The organism is Streptomyces sp. NPDC001508 (assembly GCF_040298665.1).
Lineage (GTDB): Bacteria > Actinomycetota > Actinomycetes > Streptomycetales > Streptomycetaceae > Streptomyces.
This window is the reverse complement of record NZ_JBEPAP010000017.1, coordinates 15,397-33,984: the sequence shown is the minus strand read 5'-3', so window position 1 is coordinate 33,984 and position 18,588 is coordinate 15,397. Positions and strand designations below refer to the sequence as shown.

19 protein-coding genes are annotated in these 18,588 nt (G+C 72.7%); 10 read left to right on the top strand and 9 right to left on the bottom strand.

What is annotated here, in order from left to right; all coding sequences use genetic code 11:
• Window positions 1-5: 5 nt before the first annotated feature.
• From ABT245_RS17615 to ABT245_RS17605, 3 genes are all read right to left on the bottom strand, one after another.
• Window positions 6-386 (bottom strand): effector-associated constant component EACC1, encoded by a 381-nt coding sequence (locus ABT245_RS17615; protein WP_351734459.1) that lies wholly within the window; start codon window positions 384-386, stop codon window positions 6-8.
• A 721-nt stretch (window positions 387-1,107) separates the two neighbouring features.
• The gene (locus tag ABT245_RS17610) at window positions 1,108-1,836 is read right to left on the bottom strand and encodes a lysophospholipid acyltransferase family protein (RefSeq protein WP_351734457.1); all 729 of its coding nucleotides are present in this window, start codon (window positions 1,834-1,836) and stop codon (window positions 1,108-1,110) included.
• Window positions 1,837-2,011: 175 nt separating this feature from the next.
• Window positions 2,012-2,440 carry a DUF4395 domain-containing protein gene (locus tag ABT245_RS17605; RefSeq protein WP_351734455.1) on the bottom strand — a complete coding sequence of 143 codons (429 nt, stop codon included), beginning with the start codon at window positions 2,438-2,440 and terminating at the stop codon, window positions 2,012-2,014.
• A gap of 74 nt (window positions 2,441-2,514) precedes the next feature.
• Here ABT245_RS17605 and ABT245_RS17600 point away from each other — a divergent pair, with 74 nt between their 5' ends.
• The 4 genes from ABT245_RS17600 to ABT245_RS17585 all read left to right on the top strand — a co-directional run bounded on the left by ABT245_RS17600 (window position 2,515) and on the right by ABT245_RS17585 (window position 5,667).
• The gene (locus tag ABT245_RS17600) at window positions 2,515-2,964 is read left to right on the top strand and encodes a TlpA family protein disulfide reductase (protein WP_351734630.1); all 450 of its coding nucleotides are present in this window, start codon (window positions 2,515-2,517) and stop codon (window positions 2,962-2,964) included.
• Between the two features lie 171 nt (window positions 2,965-3,135).
• Window positions 3,136-3,645, top strand: coding sequence for a flavin reductase family protein (locus ABT245_RS17595; protein ID WP_351734453.1), 510 nt, complete (start codon window positions 3,136-3,138; stop codon window positions 3,643-3,645).
• A 218-nt stretch (window positions 3,646-3,863) separates the two neighbouring features.
• Entirely contained in the window at window positions 3,864-4,652 is a 789-nt protein-coding gene (locus ABT245_RS17590; protein ID WP_351734451.1) for an electron transfer flavoprotein subunit beta/FixA family protein, read from the top strand.
• A gap of 52 nt (window positions 4,653-4,704) precedes the next feature.
• On the top strand, window positions 4,705-5,667 hold the full coding sequence (locus tag ABT245_RS17585) for an electron transfer flavoprotein subunit alpha/FixB family protein (protein ID WP_351734449.1): 963 nt from the start codon (window positions 4,705-4,707) through the stop codon (window positions 5,665-5,667).
• Between the two features lie 79 nt (window positions 5,668-5,746).
• Here the strand turns inward: ABT245_RS17585 and ABT245_RS17580 are convergent, their stop codons facing one another.
• Window positions 5,747-6,652 carry an endonuclease/exonuclease/phosphatase family protein gene (locus tag ABT245_RS17580; RefSeq protein ID WP_351734447.1) on the bottom strand — a complete coding sequence of 302 codons (906 nt, stop codon included), beginning with the start codon at window positions 6,650-6,652 and terminating at the stop codon, window positions 5,747-5,749.
• 194 nt (window positions 6,653-6,846) lie between these two features.
• Here ABT245_RS17580 and ABT245_RS17575 point away from each other — a divergent pair, with 194 nt between their 5' ends.
• Window positions 6,847-8,193, top strand: coding sequence for a DUF6986 family protein (locus tag ABT245_RS17575; RefSeq protein ID WP_351734445.1), 1,347 nt, complete (start codon window positions 6,847-6,849; stop codon window positions 8,191-8,193).
• A 948-nt stretch (window positions 8,194-9,141) separates the two neighbouring features.
• On the opposite strand, the gene ABT245_RS17570 is transcribed toward ABT245_RS17575, so the two are convergent.
• Window positions 9,142-10,191 (bottom strand): LacI family DNA-binding transcriptional regulator, encoded by a 1,050-nt coding sequence (locus tag ABT245_RS17570; protein ID WP_351734443.1) that lies wholly within the window; start codon window positions 10,189-10,191, stop codon window positions 9,142-9,144.
• A 201-nt stretch (window positions 10,192-10,392) separates the two neighbouring features.
• Here ABT245_RS17570 and ABT245_RS17565 point away from each other — a divergent pair, with 201 nt between their 5' ends.
• On the top strand, window positions 10,393-11,346 hold the full coding sequence (locus ABT245_RS17565) for an ROK family protein (protein WP_351734441.1): 954 nt from the start codon (window positions 10,393-10,395) through the stop codon (window positions 11,344-11,346).
• 47 nt (window positions 11,347-11,393) lie between these two features.
• Here the strand turns inward: ABT245_RS17565 and ABT245_RS46110 are convergent, their stop codons facing one another.
• Window positions 11,394-11,942 carry an NPCBM/NEW2 domain-containing protein gene (locus ABT245_RS46110; protein WP_502982142.1) on the bottom strand — a complete coding sequence of 183 codons (549 nt, stop codon included), beginning with the start codon at window positions 11,940-11,942 and terminating at the stop codon, window positions 11,394-11,396.
• Here ABT245_RS46110 and ABT245_RS17555 point away from each other — a divergent pair.
• Together ABT245_RS17555 and ABT245_RS17550 are read left to right on the top strand one after the other, a co-directional pair.
• A complete protein-coding gene (locus tag ABT245_RS17555; protein ID WP_351734439.1) occupies window positions 11,868-12,062 on the top strand; it encodes a hypothetical protein in 195 nt (64 codons plus the stop codon). The two genes, ABT245_RS46110 and ABT245_RS17555, sit on opposite strands and share 75 nt — an antisense overlap.
• Before the next feature lie 102 nt (window positions 12,063-12,164).
• Window positions 12,165-13,205, top strand: coding sequence for an NUDIX hydrolase (locus ABT245_RS17550; protein ID WP_351734437.1), 1,041 nt, complete (start codon window positions 12,165-12,167; stop codon window positions 13,203-13,205).
• Between the two features lie 315 nt (window positions 13,206-13,520).
• Here the strand turns inward: ABT245_RS17550 and ABT245_RS17545 are convergent, their stop codons facing one another.
• Window positions 13,521-14,237, bottom strand: a complete 717-nt coding sequence (locus ABT245_RS17545; protein ID WP_351734435.1) for an MBL fold metallo-hydrolase — start codon at window positions 14,235-14,237, stop codon at window positions 13,521-13,523.
• Between the two features lie 62 nt (window positions 14,238-14,299).
• A complete protein-coding gene (locus tag ABT245_RS17540; RefSeq protein ID WP_351734433.1) occupies window positions 14,300-15,655 on the bottom strand; it encodes a dipeptidase in 1,356 nt (451 codons plus the stop codon).
• Between the two features lie 176 nt (window positions 15,656-15,831).
• Here ABT245_RS17540 and ABT245_RS17535 point away from each other — a divergent pair, with 176 nt between their 5' ends.
• Window positions 15,832-17,085 carry a geranylgeranyl reductase family protein gene (locus tag ABT245_RS17535; protein ID WP_351734431.1) on the top strand — a complete coding sequence of 418 codons (1,254 nt, stop codon included), beginning with the start codon at window positions 15,832-15,834 and terminating at the stop codon, window positions 17,083-17,085.
• Here ABT245_RS17535 and ABT245_RS17530 read toward each other — a convergent pair.
• Entirely contained in the window at window positions 17,075-17,524 is a 450-nt protein-coding gene (locus ABT245_RS17530; RefSeq protein ID WP_351734429.1) for a nitroreductase family deazaflavin-dependent oxidoreductase, read from the bottom strand. The genes ABT245_RS17535 and ABT245_RS17530 overlap by 11 nt on opposite strands.
• 186 nt (window positions 17,525-17,710) lie before the next feature.
• Between ABT245_RS17530 and ABT245_RS17525 the strand changes: the two genes are divergently transcribed.
• Entirely contained in the window at window positions 17,711-18,400 is a 690-nt protein-coding gene (locus tag ABT245_RS17525; RefSeq protein WP_351734427.1) for a TetR/AcrR family transcriptional regulator, read from the top strand.
• The last annotated feature ends 188 nt before the right edge of the window (window positions 18,401-18,588 follow it).

The window sequence follows — 18,588 nt, the reverse complement described above, 5'->3', positions numbered from 1 at the left end:
GGTCGCTACGCGTTCGCATCCTCGTCGGCCGGGGCCGCGGGTTGTCGGCTGCCGTCCGCATCCGCGCACAGGGCGACCAGGCGCCGCACCTGCTCCTCGTCGTCGCCGGTGATCTCGACCTCGGTCTGCCCGATGCGCAGCGTGGCCCGGCCGGCACGTGGACGCGACCGTCTCCAGGCCACCACGGCCACCGCCAGGGACGCGGCCGACCACGCGTTGTCCAGGAGAACCTCGATCAGGTCCAGAGCCGAGCCCATCTCGCCCGGCGCCGCGCCCGTGCCGGACAGGCTGATCCGGACAGATCGCAGTTCTTCGTCCTCTCTCAGCCACCGGTACAGGGAGCGAAGCTCGTCTTGTTCCTCGCCGACCCGGACTTCGACGCGCATATGGCCCCCCGATAACTGTTGTGCCCCACATCGTGGCATCTCGACATGTGCGCCGACCAGCGGCCGGACATACCCGCTGGATGCGTGTGCACAATCGTAGGGGTTCGGACCGAGGTGCGGCCTGCGATCCGGTTGAGTGCCTACATGCCCACCAGGGCCGTCCGGCCGCTGGTCGGTGATCTCCTTCAGCCGGGCAAGAGCGCAGCGCATTGGGCCAGAGCGAGGTCAGGGCCGTTGCCGTCAGGGTGGTCGAGGAGCGGTGTCAGCGTGGTGGAGACGCCGCTCCAGTGGTGGTGACAACCTCTCGAGGGCCGGGTCCTGAACGACTGCCAAACGACTGCAAGGCGTGGGCGCTGTCCGGGGCGAAGGACGCCGTCGGCAGGGCCACGGTCATCGCGGACGGCGGACGGCGGACGGCGGGTGGCGGACGGCGCGGCACCGGCCCGGTCGTCCCGCACCGCCGCGAGGACGGCGTCGGTGATGAAGCTCCTTCTGAAGTCGCGCGGCGCGAAGGGCAGCAGGCCGCCGTTTCTGCCGACCGGCCCGGACCCGTCGAGCGTTTCCGGTAGGGCCCCGCGGATCGTGTTGATCAAGACCCGGTGGGTTTCTCCGCTGACGGCCCGTGGAAACCGTCTTCGACGGGGCGATCCGCCGAAGGGGGACGGTTTCGCCGGTCGTGGGCAGTGTGCGGCGGACGATGCTGTAGTGGCCGGGCCGGGGGTCAGTGGGCCTCGGCGGCGCGTAGTTGTTCCTGGGTCGGGGCCGTGCCGCCCAGATGGGCCGGCAGCCACCAGTGGTCGTCGGCGCCCTTCGGGCGTCCCGGGTAGGCGCGCTGCGCGGCCTCCAGCAGGTCCTGGACCCGCTCGCGCAGCCGGCGGGTGATCGCGCCCGCGTACTGGTCGCGGGGTGCCTCGATCCGCTCGCCGACCCGGACGGTGACCGGCAGGTGGCTGCGCCTGAAGTTGCGCGGGTGGCCCTTGGTCCACAGTCGCTGGGTGCCCCACACGGCCATCGGGACCAGCGGGACGCCCGCCTCCTGGGCCAGCCGCGCGGCGCCCGACTTGAAGCTCTTCAGTGTGAAGGACTGCGAGATCGTGGCCTCCGGGAACACCCCGACGACCTCACCGGACCGCAGGGAGTCCAGCGCGTGCGTGTACGCCGCCTCGCCCTGTCCGCGGTCCACCGGGATGTGCTTCATCCCGCGCATCAGCGGTCCGGAGACCTTGTGCCGGAAGACGGCCTCCTTCGCCATGAAACGCACGAGCCGCTTCTGCGGCAGGGCCGCCAGCCCGTTGAAGACGAAGTCCAGATAGCTGATGTGATTGCTCACCAGCACGGCGCCGCCCGAGCGCGGGATGTTCTCCGAACCCTTGCAGTCGATCTTGAGGTCCCAGACCTTGAACAGCGTCTTGGCGAAACCGATGACGGGACGGTAGACCAGCTCTGCCATGGGCGGGACGAACCCTTCCTGCTCTGCCAGGGAAGGCGTTCCCGGCGGACAAGTTACGCAGCCGTAGGTTTACGGCGTCTCGCAGATCGTGCCCGAAGAACGGACAGGGAGCCAGCCCTGGTGCCCCGACGCGGCGAGATTCTCGTCACGTCGGCGGAGCGGTCACCTCGGCCTTTCACGCCCCCCTGCGCTCCGCGCGTACGCCGATGCGCCGCAGCAGCAAAAACAGCTCACACCCCAGGCAGTAGCCGAACACCGCGTTCAGGAAGGCGGCGGCGAGCGCCGCGCCGGTGGCCAGGAGGCCGAGCCAGATGGGGCCCAGCGTGTACCCGACGAGGCCGACACCGGCGAAGACGAGCCCCACCGCCTGGGCGAACCGCGGCGGTTCGGGCGCCTCGAACGCGGTCGGCGGCCCGATCCGCGGGCGGACGGCCCGGCGGAACAGCCAGCCGTACGGCGACCGGCCCACCCCGCCCGCCGCGCCCAGCGCGAACGCCAACGTCTGCCAGGCCAGCAGCCAGGCGCTCCCGGTGATCAGCACCACGGCCAGCACGACCGTCGTCACGGCCGCCCCGAAGCGCGGCCCCCTCACGTCGATGTCCATGGATCAAGCATTCCGCAGCGCACACAGGTACGGGAGGCGGGAATCTTTGCAGTCTCGTGAACGCTGCCACAGAGATGACCGGAGTGATGGTGTGCGCGGCGGTACTCGCGGCGGCGAGCCTGTACGGAGTGCTGCACGGGCGGCGGAGCGGGAGGGTGCGGATGCGCGGACGGGACGAGGGGAAGCGGCTCGGGCCGGCCGAGCTGGGCGGCGCGTTCGGAGAACGGGCGACGCTCGTGCAGTTCTCCAGCGCCTTCTGCGCGCCCTGCCGGGCGACCCGGCGCGTCCTCGGCGAGGTGGCCGGCATGGTTCCCGGCGTGGTCCACCTGGAGATAGACGCGGAGTCCCGTCTGGACCTCGTACGGGAACTCGGCATCCTGAAGACCCCCACCGTGCTCGTCCTCGACGCGGACGGCCGTGTGGTGCGGCGGGCCGCCGGGCAGCCGCGCAAGGCCGACGTCATCGCGGCGCTGGGAGAGGCGGTGGACGGCCGTGCGGGTGACGGTGAGACATCTCCCATATAGCGGGACGTTCTTGACTGTACGTACCATCCGTCGTCAGTCTGACCGCATGGGCACGGAACTCCTTCTCGTCAGGCGCGCGCACGTCGACCTCGCGCGCACCGCGAGCGCGCGCTGTCCGGGCTGTTGAGCAGCCACCGACCCGCTCGTCCCCTCCCCGAGAAGGACAACTCCATGACGGCCACGCCCGACCTCGGCACCGCCCGGCTCGCCTCGCCCGATCTGCTGCGCTCCGCCTTCCGGCGGCATGCCGCGGGGGTCGCGGTCATCACCGCCCCCGGCGCCCTCGGCCCGGTCGGCTTCACCGCCACCTCCCTGACCTCCGTGTCGGCCGAGCCTCCGCTGCTCTCCTTCGGCATCGGCACCGGTGCCTCCAGCTGGCCGGCGATATCCGAGACCGGCCACGTCGGCGTCCACATACTCGCCGAGCACCAGCACGAGCTGGCCGCGACCTTCGCCCGCAGCGGCGCCGACCGGTTCGGCCCGTCCACCGTCTGGCGCGAGGGTCCCGAGGGTGTTCCGGTGCTCGGCGGGGTGCTCGCCTGGCTCGTCTGCCGGGTGGTGGGGCGGGTGCCCGCCGGTGATCACCGCATCGTGCTCGCGCAGGTCGAGCTGGGCGACGCCGACGGCGCCGGCCGCCCCCTTCTGTACCACCAGGGCGGCTTCAACGCACTCAGGGACTGAGCACTCCGCGCTGCTTCGGCGAAGCGGTCGGGATCCGGTTACGCTGCGTTGCAAAGGTCACAGTTCAAAGCGCTTGCTCAGTGGGAAAGAACTGAGTGTACTGACGAGTAATATCTGGTTCGGTGCGCGTGGACGCCCCGACCGGGATCGGCCGCTTCAGGCGCCTATGCTGCCTGCAAGAGGCAGCCCAGAACAGACGAGGCAGTAGGAGAGCCGGCGTGAGCTTGAGGATCGTTGTCACTGTGAAGTACGTGCCTGACGCCACGGGCGACCGGCACTTCGCCGATGACCTGACCGTCGACCGGGACGACGTGGACGGTCTGCTCTCCGAACTGGACGAGTACGCGGTCGAGCAGGCGCTGCAGATCTCCGAGAACTCCGACGACGACGCCGAGGTCACCGTTTTGACGGTGGGCCCGGAGGACGCCAAGGACGCGCTGCGCAAGGCGCTGTCGATGGGCGCGGACAAGGCGATCCATGTCGAGGACGACGACCTGCACGGCACCGACGCCATCGGCACCTCGCTGGTGCTGGCGAAGGCGATCGAGAAGGCGGGCTACGACCTGGTGGTCTCCGGCATGGCCTCCACCGACGGCACGGGCGGCATCGTCCCGGCGCTGCTGGCGGAGCGCCTGGGTGTTCCGCAGGTGACCCTGCTGTCGGAGGTCTCGGTCGAGGGCGGCTCGGTCAGGGGCCGCCGTGACGGGGACACCGCCTCCGAGCAGTTGGAGGCCCGGCTTCCGGCGGTCGTGTCGGTCACCGACCAGTCGGGCGAGGCCCGTTACCCCTCCTTCAAGGGGATCATGGCCGCGAAGAAGAAGCCGGTCGAGTCCTGGGACCTGTCCGATCTGGAGATCGACGCCGAGGAGGTCGGTCTGGCGGGTGCCTGGACGGCGGTCGACTCCGCGGCCGAGCGTCCGGCCCGCACCGCGGGCACCATCGTCAAGGACGAGGGCGAGGGCGGCAAGCAGCTCGCCGAGTTCCTCGCGGGCCAGAAGTTCATCTGAGCCCGCATCCGCCGACCGCCCCTTCAACTTCCGTACGCAGGAGAGCAATCCCATGGCTGAAGTCCTCGTCTACGTCGACCACGTGGACGGTGCCGTCCGCAAGCCCACCCTGGAGCTGCTGACCCTGGCCCGCCGGATCGGCGAGCCGGTCGCGGTCGCGCTCGGCGCCGGTGCCGCGGACACCGCGGCGGCGCTGGCCGAGCACGGCGCGGTGCGGGTCCTCACCCACGAGGCGTCCGAGTACGCCGACTATCTGGTCGTGCCGAAGGTGGACGCCCTGCACGCCGCCCATGAGGCCTTGTCCCCGGTCGCGGTGCTGGTCCCGTCCTCCACGGAGGCCAAGGAGATCGCGGCCCGGCTGGCGCTGCGCATCGGCTCGGGGATCATCACCGACGCCGTCGATCTGGAGGCCGGCGACCAGGGCCCGGTGGCCACGCAGTCGGTGTTCGCGGCGTCCTTCACCACCAAGTCCCGTGTCTCCAGGGGCACTCCGGTCATCACGGTCAAGCCGAACAGCGCGGCCGTGGAGGCCGCCCCGGCCGCGGGCGCGGTGGAGGCCCTGTCCGTGTCCTTCTCCGAGCAGGCGACCGGCACGAAGGTCACCGGGCGTACGGCGCGTGAGTCGACGGGGCGTCCGGAGCTGACGGAGGCCGCGATCGTGGTGTCCGGCGGGCGTGGTGTCAACGGCGCGGAGAACTTCGCGGTGATCGAGGCGCTGGCGGACTCGCTCGGCGCGGCGGTGGGCGCCTCGCGTGCGGCGGTGGACGCGGGCTGGTATCCGCACACCAACCAGGTCGGGCAGACGGGCAAGTCGGTGTCCCCGCAGTTGTACATCGCGTCGGGTATCTCGGGCGCGATCCAGCACCGTGCGGGCATGCAGACCTCGAAGACGATCGTGGCGATCAACAAGGACCCGGAGGCCCCGATCTTCGACCTGGTCGACTACGGCGTCGTCGGCGACCTCTTCGACGTCGTCCCGCAGCTCACCGAGGAGATCAACACCCGCAAGGGCTGATCCCCGCCGGCCCTACGAGGCCCCCGTGACCGCTGGACTTCGACGCCGGTCGCGGGGGCCTCGGCTCGTCGCGGGGCCGTCAACCCAGGTTCAGGGACGCCTGCACCGGCAGATGGTCGCTCGGGAACCGGCCGTCCGCCGAGAACGTGTTGATCGACGCCCGCCGGGTGGTGATCCCGGGTGTGGCCAGGATCCAGTCGATGCGGTCGCCGTCGGGCGTCAGCGGCCGGTAGCCGTGGAAGGTGGCGTACAGCGGGCCGCGTTCGCCCGCCGTGTCCCAGGTGTCCACCAGACCCGCGTCCAGCAGCGTGTCGTAGACCGTGTTCTTGTGGGCGGCGACGTTGAAGTCGCCGGTCACCACGAGCGGCAGTGAGCGGTCGAACCCGTGGAGGCGCCCGGCGATCAGGACGGCGGACCGCTCGCGGGCGTACTGACTCGCGTGGTCGAAGTGCGTGTTGAGGACATAGAACTCCCGGCCCGCCGAGCGCCGGTCCCGGAAGCGGACCCAGGTGACCATCCGGGCGAAGGCCGCGCCCCAGGTGTTCGAGCCGATCACGTACGGGGTGTCGGAGAGCCAGAAGTGGTCGTACTCGACCGGGGTGAGGCGCTGGGTGTCGTAGAAGACCGCCATGGACTCGTCGCGGCTGCCGTGCAGACGGCCGGTGCCGATCCAGTCGTAGCGCGGCCCGAGATCGGCGTCGATGTCGAGCAGTTGTGGGAAGAGACCCTCCTGTGTGCCGATGACGTGCGGGGTCTCGCGGCGCAGCAGGCGGCGCATGACCGGCCTGCGGGCGGTCCAGCTGTTGGGCTCGGTGGTGCTCGCGAAGCGCAGATTGAAGGACATGACCTCCAGCCGGCGGTCCGGCTCCGGCTCCGCCGAGGCGGCGGGTACGGACAGTGCTGTACTGGACAGGGGCACGGTCACCGCCGCGGACAGGGCGGCCCTCAGACCCAGACGGCGCGTGACTCGGCTGTGGTTCGGCACAGGGGCTCCTTCGGTGGGAACGGCCGGACGAGTCGGTGCTACGGACGCGTGATACCGCCCTACCGGGTGGGCGTGAACATGGCGATAGGGCCGCGTGGCCGCCCGCGGACAGGGTGTTGACCATCAGGAAGGCCCCCGGATAGCTTCGTTCAACGGATTGTTGATTCCGTAGTGCGGAAGACGGAGGGTGTGGGATGGGCCAGGGCCAGCAGGAGACGCCGGCGACGAGCCTCGCGCGTGCCGTCAGCGAGGAGATCGGCGCCTCCCTCGCCGCGGTCGACGCCGAGCTGGCGCGCCGCTACCCGGGAGAACCCGGCACCCGGCAGCCCGTCCACACGGTCTACGTCCCCGGTGACGCGTTCGCCGCCGACACCATCCGCTCCTGGGGCGACCGGGCCCTCGCGGCGCTCGACGAACACGCACCCGACGCGGCCTGCTTCGCCGCCGTCCTCGGCCTCGACGACGCACTCGCCGGACCCGTGTACGACCGGGTGCGCGCCAAGCTGGAGCGCGAGCCCGTGGAGGAGCTGCGGGTCGACTTCGAGGACGGCTACGGACCGCGCCCGGACGCCGAGGAGGACCAGGCGGCGGCCCGCGCCGCCCGGCTGATCGCCGGGGCGTACGAGAACGGCACGGCGGCGCCGTACATGGGCATCCGCATCAAGTGCCTGGAGGCGGCGGTGCGGGAGCGGGCCGTCCGCACCCTCGACATCTTCCTGACGGGCCTCATGGCGGCCGGGGGGCTGCCGCGGGGACTGGTACTCACCCTGCCCAAGGTGACCTACGCCGAGCAGGTCAGCGCCATGGTGCGGCTCCTGGAAGCCTTCGAGGAGGCGTGGGGTCTCACACCCGGCAGGCTCGGCTTCGAGATCCAGATCGAGACCAGTCAGGCCATCCTCGCCGCCGACGGCACCGCGACGATCGCGCGGATGATCCGGGCCGCCGAGGGCCGGGCCACCGCACTGCACTACGGCACCTTCGACTACAGCGCCTGCCTCGGTGTCTCCGCCGCCTACCAGGCCAGTGACCATCCGGCCGCCGACCATGCCAAGGCGGTCATGCAGGTCGCCGCCGCGGGCACCGGCGTCCGCGTGTCCGACGGCTCCACCAATGTGCTGCCGGTCGGTCCGGCCGAGCAGGTCCACGCCGCCTGGCGGCTGCACTACGGCCTCACCCGGCGCGCCCTGGCGCGCGCCTACCACCAGGGCTGGGACATGCACCCCGGCCACCTCCCCACCCGCTACGCCGCTGTGTTCGCCTTCTACCGCGAGGGCTTCGCGCAGGCGGCGGCGCGACTGGCCCGGTACGCCGACCGGGCCGGCGGCGACCTCGGTGACCTCGGCGGCAGCGGCGAGATCACGGACGAGCCCGCCACCGCCAAGGCGCTCGGCGGCTACCTGCTGCGCGGCCTGGACTGCGGTGCCCTCGATCCCGACGAGGTGCACCGGCTCACCGGTCTGACCCGGCCGGACCTGGAGCACTTCGCCGCGCCACGCCGCGCCGACCTCACGGTCACGCCCCAGGGCGTGTTTCGAAAGTAGCGTCGTCCGCCCGGAGGGCGGGGACCGCGGCGTCTGGTGCGGTGCATCGCAAGGCGGAGGGTCGTCCGGGTACTGGGCGTACGCGGACGACCCCGACAACGCGGCGAGGGGGCACCTCCCGGCCGAAGGCTGGGGGAGTGCCGTGCCAGGCGTCGCGAGCCAGCCGGGACTTCCGAAACTCGCCCTAGCACAGGGCGGCGTCGGACGGGCTCGTGCGCCGGACTTCCTCGGGATGCCGCCGAACAGCTCCCGCGGCCCGGACGACGCGCGCAACAGCCCGGCGGGCAGCGGCCGTCGACGTACGCGTGTCCCTCCGGGCGACGTACGTGTGTCCCCTGGGCGACGTACGCGTACCCGCCCGGGAGGGGCGTCCCGTCGGCCGGTTCGAGCCGCACATCCGGCGTGGGCAGCCGGTCCGGTCGTGGTTCCCGGTGGGCGGCGGCACACCCTCGCCGGCGTCGACCACCGCGAGCTGCCGCGCGTCCAGCCAGATCGCGACAGCTCCGGCGCCGCCCCGGGGGCAGTACGGGGCTGCGGAGACGTGCCCCGGTGCGGCGGGTGCGCGCAGACGCCGATGCCCGGCCCCGTCACCCGCGCTGTGACCGTCCGGAATGTCAGAGGCGAGCGACAGCGGCCCGTCCTGTGCGGCAGTCGGCCGGGGCGGGCGCGGGAGCCGGCCGCGAGGACGGCACGCGGCCGGTCTGACGATGCGTCCGTCAAAGCCGAGGACGATGGACGACCGGGGCGACGTCCCCACCGCCACCACCCCGGCTCCGGCACCCCCGCCCTCCGAACCGGCCCCCGCTGCCGGTCGGCTCCCTCACCGCCGTCGGTCTGACCGTGCTGTGGGCCCTCGCCGTCATCGCCGCCAGGTTCGCCCTGCGGGACGCCGCGCCCCGCCCGGTGGTCGGTGTGTGCTGTGTGTCGGCCGGCGCCGGTCGTCGGTGCTCAGGCGGCCGGCGGCAGCTCGCCCGAACCGCGGGTGATCAGCCGGGTCGGCAGCTCGATCCGGTCCGGGGCGACGAGGCTGCCGTCCAACTGCCGGAAGAGACGCTCGGCGGCGGTGCGGCCGAGGGCCGCGGAGTCCTGGGCGACGACCGTGACACCCGGGCGGAGCAGATCGGCGAGTTCGATGTCGTCGAAACCGACGAGGGCGACGGGCCGGCTGTGCTCGGCCAGCACCCGGATCACGGTCACCGTCACCCGGTTGTTGCCCGCGAAGACCGCGGTGACGGGGGAGGACGCGGCGAGCATGTCCTCGGCCGCCCGGCGCACCCGCTCCGGGTCGGTCGCCCCCAGGGACATCCAGCCGTCCTCGACGGGTATCCCGGCGTCCTCCATGGCCGCCCGGTAGCCGCGCAGCCGCTCGGCCGCGGTGTGGATGCGGGGCATGTCGCCGATGAAGCCGATCCGGCGGTGGCCGTGGGCGATCAGATGGGCCACGCCGTCGCGGGCGCCGCCGAAGTTGTCGGACAGGACGACATCGGCGTCGATCTTCCCGGCCGGGCGGTCCACGAACACGGTCGCGACGCCCGCCCTGATCTCCGGCTCCAGATAGCGGTGGTCGTCCCCGGCGGGAATGATCACCAGCCCGTCCACCCGCCGTGCGCACAGGGCCAGCGCCAGTTCCTGCTCGCGGTCCGGGTCCTCCGCGCTGGAGCCGTTGATCAGCAGGGCGCCGTGGGCACGGGCCACCTCTTCGACGGCGCGGCTGAGCGGTCCGTAGAACGGGTCGGCGAGGTCCTCAAGGACCAGGCCGATGCTCGCGGTCCGGCCCTTGCGCAACACCCGTGCGCTGTCGTTGCGGCGGAAGCCGAGCGCGTCGATGGCCTCCTGCACGCGGCGCTCGGTGTCCGGGGTGACGCCCGGCTCGCCGTTGACCACGCGGGAGACCGTCTTGAGCCCGACACCGGCCCGCGCCGCCACATCCTTCATCGTGGGACGGTTGCCGTAGCGGGAGCCGGAGAGTCGGTCGGCGCGGCGGGTGGTCTCTGGCACGATGCTGCGTCCTGTCCTGTCGTGCACGGGGGGTGCGTAGGTCAATGGGTTGGTATGAGGATGTGGCGTCGAGCATAGAGCCTGGACAACGTTGTCAGAGCGGGAGACACTGTCCACCGCACTCACCGGCTGCGTCCCCACCGCGAGACCGGGCTGCGGCTCGCACTGCTTTCTCATGGTTGACGGGGAGATTCGACTCTGATGCACACCGACCTCGTGGCTGCGCTCGACATCGGCGGCACCAAGATCGCCGGCGCGCTGGTGGACGGCCACGGACGGATCCAGGTCCGCGCTCAGCGCTCGACGCCCGCCCGGCAGGACGGCGAGACCGTCATGCGGGCGGTGGCGGAGGTGCTCGGCGAACTCGCCGGATCCCCCCTGTGGCGCCGTGCGAGCGCCGTCGGCATCGGCAGCGCCGGGCCGGTGGACGCCTCCGCGGGCACCGTGAGCCCGGTGAACGTACCGGGCTGGCGCGGCTTCCCGCTGGTCGAGCGGGTGCGGGCGGCGACCGGCGGGCTGCCCGTGGCGCTGATCGGCGACGGCGTGGCGATCACGGCCGCCGAACACTGGCAGGGGGCCGCCCGCGGCCATGACAACGCGCTGTGCATGGTGGTCTCGACCGGCGTCGGCGGCGGCCTCGTCCTGGGCGGACGGCTGCACCCCGGACCCACCGGCAACGCGGGCCACATCGGCCACATCAGCGTCGACCTCGACGGCGATCCCTGCCCGTGCGGCTCCCGTGGCTGCGTCGAACGGATCGCCAGTGGCCCCAACATCGCCCGGCGCGCCCAGGAGGGCGGCTGGCGGCCCGGCCCCGACGGGGACGCGTCGGCGGCCGCGGTCGCGGCGGCCGCCCGCACCGGCGACCCCGTCGCGGTGGCCTCCTTCGAGCGTGCCGCGCAGGCGCTGGCCGCCGCCATCGCGGCCACCGCGACCCTGGTGGAGATCGACATCGCGGTGATCGGCGGCGGCGTGGGCAAGGCGGGCGACATCCTCTTCGCGCCGTTGCGCAAGGCTCTCGATGACTACGCGACCCTCTCCTTCGTACGGCGGCTGACGGTGACGCCCGCGCAGATGGGCACGGACGCCGGTCTGGTGGGTGCCGCCGCGGCCGGACTGGCGAGACGGCCGGACGCGACCGCGGCGGGGGTCTGACACCTCGCCCCGGTGCCGGAGCGAGGGGCACGCGCGGGTCGTCCGGTTCAGCAGCCGATCCGCGCGTCGGCCCAGTCCGCGTGGTCCGAGTCGATGCCGTCGCCGCCGTCGGTGACCACCGGCCGGACCACCTGGGCACCGCTCACATCGGCGGTCGGCGGCCGGGCCGGCATCGCGTCGGTCAGGACATCGGTGGCGGCGGCCTTCGTGCCGTGGGCCCAGACCTCGAAGGCGACGGTGCCGTTCGCGCCCTTCTCGTCGTGCACGCCGACATCCGCGGTGACCGTCTCGCAGGCCCCGCCCGTGCAGTGGTCGTAGGACGTGTCCGACCGGGTGGGAAGGGGTGCGGTACGGGCGTGAGGCATCTCGTCATATCCCTTGATGCACGGGGCAGTTGGGATCGGGAAGCAGTGCGGTGCGTTCGGTTGTGTCGGGCGGGGCCGTTCTGGCGCGGCGGGCTTCCCACGGGGCAACCGCGGTGTTCCGCGTGACCCTTGGGCGCCCCGGCAGTTGTTCCGGGCATGAAGAAGCGCAGCATGCTCGCCCTCGCCTCCCTCGCCACCGGGTTCGTCGTGGCCGCGATCAGTCCGTCCCACGGCGCCGACCAGGACGCCCTCGGCGATCGGCACGTCCCGGACACGCTCGGCGCCGTCGACCACCTCGTCGGCGAGGACGGCCTCGCCCCCGCCGACCACCTCCCGGTGGCGCAGGAGTAGCCCCCGCACCGGCCCCCCGGGGCGCGGCCCCTCAGCTGCGGCTGGTTTTCGTGGCAGTGTGGAGCGGGCAAGCCTCTGGGGGCCGACAGAAGAGGGGGAACCGTGATCGTCTGGGTCAACGGCGCGTTCGGTGCGGGGAAGACGACCACCGCACGGGAACTGATCGACCTGATCCCGAACAGCGCGATCTTCGACCCCGAGGTCATCGGCGGAGCGCTCACACACCTGCTGCCGCCCAAACGCCTCGCCGAGGTCGGCGACTTCCAGGACCTGCCGATCTGGCGCCGGCTCGTGATCGACACGGCGGCCGCCATGCTGGCCGAACTGGGCGGCACCCTCGTGGTCCCCATGACCCTGCTGCGCCAGGAGTACCGCGACGAGATCTTCGGCGGCCTCGCCGCCCGTCGTATCGCCGTGCGCCATCTGCTGCTCGCCCCGGCCGAAACGATCCTGCGCGCGCGCATAGCCGGGCGGGAGGTCCCGCCCGACCTGCCCGACGGCGAGATGCGGGTGCGCCAGTGGGCGTACGACCACATCGAGCCGTACCGCGCGGCCTTCGGCTCCTGGCTCGCCGCCGATGCCCACCCCGTCGACACCAGCGCGCTCACCCCGTACGAGACGGCGGTCCGCATCGCCGAGGCCGTCGCCGCGGGCACCGTCACCCCCTGTGACATCGTGCAGACCCCGGAACCCACCGCGGAGACCCTCGCGGCCGGTGTGCTGCTCTTCGACGAGCGGGACCGCGTCCTGCTGGTCGACCCCACCTACAAGCCCGGCTGGGAGTTCCCCGGAGGTGTCGTCGAGCCCGGCGAGGCCCCCGCCCGGGCCGGCATGCGCGAGGTCGCCGAGGAGACCGGGATACGGCTGGCGGACGTGCCGCGGCTGCTCGTCGTGGACTGGGAACCGCCCGCGCCGCCCGGCTACGGCGGGCTGCGGCTCCTGTTCGACGGCGGCCGACTCACGTCCGCCGAGGCCGGCTCCCTGCTGCTGCCAGGACCCGAACTGCGCGCCTGGCGCTTCGTCACCGAGCAGGAGGCCGCCGCGCTGCTGCCGCCCGTGCGCTACGAGCGGCTGCGGTGGGCGCTGCGGGCGCGCGAGCGGGGCGCCGCGCTGTACCTGGAGGCCGGCGTCCCACTCGGCTGACGCCACGATCACCGACCGAACCCGGGCTCGGCCCTCCGCCGTCACCAACGGTGCACTCAAGGTCGCCCGGCGGGCGGGTGGGGCGTGAGGTGCGCTGCGTGTTGAGCGGTGGGCCGCCGTAGGGGAGGGGTAGGGGGCGGCCCGGGGCAGCAGCGTGGCGGCGGCACCGAGCGCCCCCTCCGGGCGCGCACCGCGCGCCCATGTGCCGGCCGGCTGGTGCGCTCGCCGACGGCCGGGTGACCGACGAGCACACCCTGGAGCCGGCCGGCGCACCTACGAACGCCTCCCGCTCCGGAGGCGGGCATGTTTCGACGGTCACCTACCCACGCCGTGTCTGTCCGCTGCTTTGCGGAGGGTCGGTGTGGCGTGCTTCGTGACGGGGGCGCCGTGGCCGAAGCAGGCCATCTCCGTGTCGAGGGCCGCGAGCCGGCCGAAGGAGGCGAGCATGCGGGCGCGGGCGAGGTTGAACACACCCGGGATCACCTCACCGGTGCCGGGCGCGGCGGCCACCGCGTCGCCCGTGAACAGCACACCGTGCTCGGGGAGATGGACCGCGATGCTGCCGTGGGTGTGCCCGGGGACATGGACCACCCGGGCGCCGCCGCCGAAGTCGAGGACATCGCCGTCCGACAACTCGGTGACCCGGCCGGGCCGCACCGGATCGCCCGGCGGCAGCAGCTGCGCGGCCCGGGCGTGCAGCGGCCGTTCCCAGTCCTCGAAGCGCGGCTCGGGTCCCGGGGCCGTGCCCAGGACCACCGGCGCATCCAGGCGGTGCGCCAGCACCTCGGCACCGCTCAGCGCGGCGAACTCGCCCGCCCCGCCCGCGTGGTCCTCGTGGAAGTGGGTCAGCACGATCCGTCGTACGGACGACGGGGCCCGCCCGAGTGCGGTGAGCGCGTCGGCGATCCCGCGGCCGGAGCCGATCGTCCCCGCGTCGATGAGCGTCGCGGTGTCGTCGTCGGACCAGAGGTAGGCCTGGCCGACCGGGAAGCGCAGCAGGTGGAGGCGGGGAAGCAGTTCGATGACGTCCATCCGCCGACCGTAGAAAGGGCCCCCGCCCGGGAGCGAGGACCCTCTGCCACGGGCAGAACGGTTCAGCCCGCCGCGTAGCCGCGCAGGAACAGCGCCTCCGCCACCGACAGGCGCTCCAACTCCTCGGGCGAGACACTCTCGTTCACGGCGTGGATCTGCGCCTCCGGCTCGCTCAGCCCGATGAGCAGGATCTCGGCCTCGGGGTACAGGTGCGCGAGGGTGTTGCACAGCGGGATGGAGCCGCCCTGCCCCGCGTACTGCATGCTCTGACCCGGGTAGGCCACCGCCAGGGCGTCGGCCATCGCCCGGTACGCCGGGCTGGTGATGTCGGCGCGGAACGGCTGGCCCTGCCCGATCTGCTCCGTGCGCACCCGGGCGCCCCACGGTGTGCGCGCCTCCAGGTGGGCCTGGAGCAGCTTGCTCGCCTCGGCCGCGTCCACACCCGGCGGCACCCGCAGGCTGACCAGGGCGCGGGCGCTCGCCTGCACGGACGGGGTGGCGCCCACGACCGGCGGGCAGTCGATGCCGAGGACCGTGACGGCCGGCCGGGCCCAGATGCGGTCGGCGACACTGCCCTCGCCGATCAGCCCGACGCCGTCCAGCACCTTGGCGTCCGCGCGGAACTGTTCCTCGGCGTACTCGATGCCGTCCCAGCGGCCCTCGGCGGCCAGCCCGTCGACCGTGGTGGAGCCGTCCTCGGCGCGCAGCGAGTCCAGGACCCGGATCAGCGCGGCCAGCGCGTCGGGGGCGGCGCCGCCGAACTGCCCGGAGTGCAGATTGCCCTCCAGGGTGTCGACCTGCACCCGCACCAGGGTCATGCCGCGCAATGTGCTGGTGACGGTCGGCAGGCCGACCCGGAAGTTACCGGTGTCGCCGATGACGACGGCGTCCGCCGCCAGCAGCTCGGGGTGCTGCTCGGCGTACCGCTCGAGGCCGCCGGTGCCCTGCTCCTCGGAGCCCTCGGCTATGACCTTGACGGTCACCGGGACGCCGCCGTTCGCCCGCAGCGCGCGCAGGGCCAGCAGATGCATGATCACGCCGCCCTTGCAGTCGGCCGCGCCGCGCCCGTACCAGCGTCCGTCGCGCTCGGTCAGCTCGAACGGCGCAGTGGTCCAGGCAGCCTCGTCGAGCGGCGGCTGCACATCGTAGTGGGCGTACAGCAGAACCGTTTTCGCGCCCTCCGGTCCGGGCAGGCAGCCGTACACCGACTGGGTGCCGTCCGGGGTGTCGAGCAGGGCCACGTCCCCGAAGCCCTCGGCGCGCAGCGCGTCGGCGATCCAGGCCGCCGCGCCCTCGCTCTCGCTCTTCGGGAACTGGTCGAAGTCCGCCACCGACCTGAAGGCCACCAGCTCGGCGAGTTCCGCCCGCGCTCTGGGCAGCAGCGAGGCGACGGTCTCGGCGACCGGATTCGACGACATGGGCACGCTCCTCGTGGGTGCGACGTTGTAGCGGTGAGTACACCGATCCTCCCACAGTGGCCTGCGGCGACGTCCGCCGTAGGATGCGGGGGGACATGAGGTCCCTCCTGGTCGGGCGCGGTCGCGCGGCCGGGGGAGCGGCAGCGGCAGCGGCTTGATCGGAGCAGTAGACCATCGTGAGCGGCGAGAACTCTTCGGCGGACGACGTACAGCGGGTGTGGGACGTCGTCGTGGTGGGCGCGGGACCCGCGGGGGCCTCCGCCGCCTACGCGGCGGCGGTCGCGGGACGGCGCGTGCTGTTGCTGGAGAAGGCCGAGTTGCCCCGCTACAAGACCTGCGGCGGCGGCATCATCGGCCCCTCGCGCGACGCGCTCCCGCCCGGCTTCGAACTCCCCTTCAAGGACCGGGTGCACGCCGTCACGTTCTCCCACAACGGGCGCTTCACGCGCACCCGCCGCTCCAAGCAGATGCTGTTCGGCCTGATCAACCGGCCGGAGTTCGACCAGCAGCTGGTCGAGCACGCGCAGAAGGCGGGCGCCGAGCTGCGCACGGGCGCCACGGTCACCCGGGTGGAGCAGCACGGCTCAGCGGTGCCGGACCGGCGCACGGTCGCCGTGGTGCTCCAGGGCGGCGAGACCGTCCTCGCCCGCGCCGTGGTGGGCGCCGACGGCAGCGCCAGCCGCATAGGGGCACATGTCGGCGTGAAGATGGAGCAGGTCGACCTCGGCCTGGAGGCGGAGATCCCGGTACCGGAGACGGTCGCCGAGGACTGGAAGGGGCGGGTCCTCATCGACTGGGGGCCGATGCCCGGCAGTTACGGCTGGGTGTTCCCCAAGGGGGACACGCTCACGGTCGGTGTGATCTCGGCGCGCGGCGAAGGCGCCGCCACCAAGCGGTACTTGGAGGACTTCGTCGCCCGGCTCGGGCTGGCCGGCTTCGAGCCCGCCGTCTCCTCGGGGCACTTGACCCGCTGCCGCGCCGAGGACTCCCCGCTGTCCCGCGGCCGGGTCCTCGTCTGTGGCGACGCCGCCGGGCTGCTGGAGCCGTGGACCCGCGAGGGCATCTCGTTCGCGCTGCGCTCGGGACGGCTCGCGGGGGAGTGGGCGGTGCGGATCGCCGAGGCGCACGACGGGGTGGACACCCGCCGCCAGGCCCTGAACTACGCGTTCGCCATCAAGGCCGGGCTCGGCGTGGAGATGAGCGTCGGCCGGCGGATGCTCGCCGTGTTCGAGCGCAGGCCCGGCCTGTTCCACGCGGCCCTCACCGGCTTCCGCCCCGCCTGGAACGCCTTCCGGGACATCACCCGGGGGGCCACGTCCCTGGGCGAGCTGGTCCGCAACCACCCCATGGCCCAGCGCGCCCTGACCGCGCTGGACCGGCGGCCCGCCCCGGCGGTCGAGGCGCCGGCGGACGACGCGGTCACTTCGTGACGGTGATCCTGAAGACCGGGTGGTTCGGCGCGATGCGGCGCAGCTCGGCCTCGGGCGAGTCGGGGCCGACGCCGCCGAAGAAGACGCCGACCTCGGCCTTCCAGCGCTTGAGGTAGGCGCGCAGCAGCGGAACCTTCTCGTCGTCGGCGACCTCGGTCGCGGCGAAGACGTCCACCGTCCGGCCGAGGCGCAGCTCGCCCCCGCCGGCCGAGCGCATGTTGTGGGTCCACTGGACGTGGCCGCGCGGGGCGAGCAGATACTGCTGTCCGTCCACGGTCAGCAGATTCACGGGGGTGGTCCGCCACGCGCCGCTCTTGCGGCCGCGGACCGCGAGGACCCGGGAGCCCCACACACTGATGCCGCGGCGGGTCAGCCAGGACACCGTGCGGTTCATGACGTTGACGGTGAACCAGCCGGGCTTCTGGACGTGTGTGGTCATGACTACTTCCTCCTGGAAGCGACGTTCTCGCGGCGGGATGCGGGACGAGCGACGTGGTGTGAGCAGTGCTCTCGCCCGGCATCAGTGTGCTGCAGACCGGCACTCCATCGCAAGAGCAGTGCTCTCTTTTTAGTTCGACGCTCTCTTTTGTGTGCGGTGCTCTGACTTCGTGGCACACTGCTGCGTATGAGGACCGCACAGGGCGCCCGTGCGCGGGCCAGGATGGAAGTCACCGCGGCCATCAAGGACGAGGCCCGCAGACAACTCGCCGCCGAGGGGGCCGGCAAGCTCTCGCTGCGGGCCGTGGCCCGCGAACTGGGCATGGTCTCCTCCGCGGTGTACCGCTACTTCCCGAGCCGCGACGATCTGCTGACCGCGCTCATCATCGACGCGTACGACTCCATCGGCGCATGCGCGGAACGGGCCCGTGACGAGGCGGCCGCCGACGCCGGGCCGGTGCCCCGCTGGATCGCGGTGTGCACGGCCGTGCGCGGCTGGGCGCTCGCCCATCCGCACGAGTACGCGCTGATCTACGGCACGCCGGTGCCGGGCTACACGGCCCCCCGGACCACCAATCCGCCCGCCTCCCGGATCGGCGCCGTCCTCATCGGCATCATCGGCGACGCCCACCGGGGCCCCGGCCTCGTCGGCCTCGGCCGGTCCGCCGAACTGCACCCCGAGGCCGAGCGGCTGACCGCCGACCTCGCGCCCGACCTGCCGCCCGAGGCGGCGATGGCGCTCATCGCGGCCTGGGCACAGCTCTTCGGGCTGGTGAGCTTCGAAGTGTTCGGCCAGTTCAACCGGATCGTGGAGGACCGCGAGCGATTCTTCGAGCACGCGGTGACGGGGCTGGCGCACTCGGTGGGGCTGCGGTAGGCGGCACACGCGAACGGATCCCGTACGACGGGCGACGCCGCCTTCCGTCCGGCGGGCGACGGGCGCTGCATGGCGGGCGACGCGTCCTGTGCGGCGGCACACGCGAACGGATCCCGTACGACGGGCGACGCCGCCTTCCGTCCGGCGGGCGACGGGCGCTGCATGACGGGCGACGCGTCCTGTGCGGC

Bases quoted from the DNA above. Each gene is read 5' to 3' on its own strand.
- ABT245_RS17525 (WP_351734427.1), top strand. From the start codon at position 17,711: ATGAGGACCGCACAGGGCGCCCGTGCGCGGGCCAGGATGGAAGTCACC.
- ABT245_RS17600 (WP_351734630.1), top strand. From the start codon at position 2,515: ATGACCGGAGTGATGGTGTGCGCGGCGGTACTCGCGGCGGCGAGCCTG.
- ABT245_RS17595 (WP_351734453.1), top strand. From the start codon at position 3,136: ATGACGGCCACGCCCGACCTCGGCACCGCCCGGCTCGCCTCGCCCGAT.
- ABT245_RS17530 (WP_351734429.1), bottom strand. From the start codon at position 17,524: ATGACCACACACGTCCAGAAGCCCGGCTGGTTCACCGTCAACGTCATG.
- ABT245_RS17565 (WP_351734441.1), top strand. From the start codon at position 10,393: ATGCACACCGACCTCGTGGCTGCGCTCGACATCGGCGGCACCAAGATC.
- ABT245_RS17545 (WP_351734435.1), bottom strand. From the start codon at position 14,237: ATGGACGTCATCGAACTGCTTCCCCGCCTCCACCTGCTGCGCTTCCCG.
- ABT245_RS17605 (WP_351734455.1), bottom strand. From the start codon at position 2,440: ATGGACATCGACGTGAGGGGGCCGCGCTTCGGGGCGGCCGTGACGACG.
- ABT245_RS17540 (WP_351734433.1), bottom strand. From the start codon at position 15,655: ATGTCGTCGAATCCGGTCGCCGAGACCGTCGCCTCGCTGCTGCCCAGA.
- ABT245_RS17615 (WP_351734459.1), bottom strand. From the start codon at position 386: ATGCGCGTCGAAGTCCGGGTCGGCGAGGAACAAGACGAGCTTCGCTCC.
- ABT245_RS17585 (WP_351734449.1), top strand. From the start codon at position 4,705: ATGGCTGAAGTCCTCGTCTACGTCGACCACGTGGACGGTGCCGTCCGC.
- ABT245_RS17610 (WP_351734457.1), bottom strand. From the start codon at position 1,836: ATGGCAGAGCTGGTCTACCGTCCCGTCATCGGTTTCGCCAAGACGCTG.
- ABT245_RS17555 (WP_351734439.1), top strand. From the start codon at position 11,868: ATGAAGAAGCGCAGCATGCTCGCCCTCGCCTCCCTCGCCACCGGGTTC.
- ABT245_RS17575 (WP_351734445.1), top strand. From the start codon at position 6,847: ATGGGCCAGGGCCAGCAGGAGACGCCGGCGACGAGCCTCGCGCGTGCC.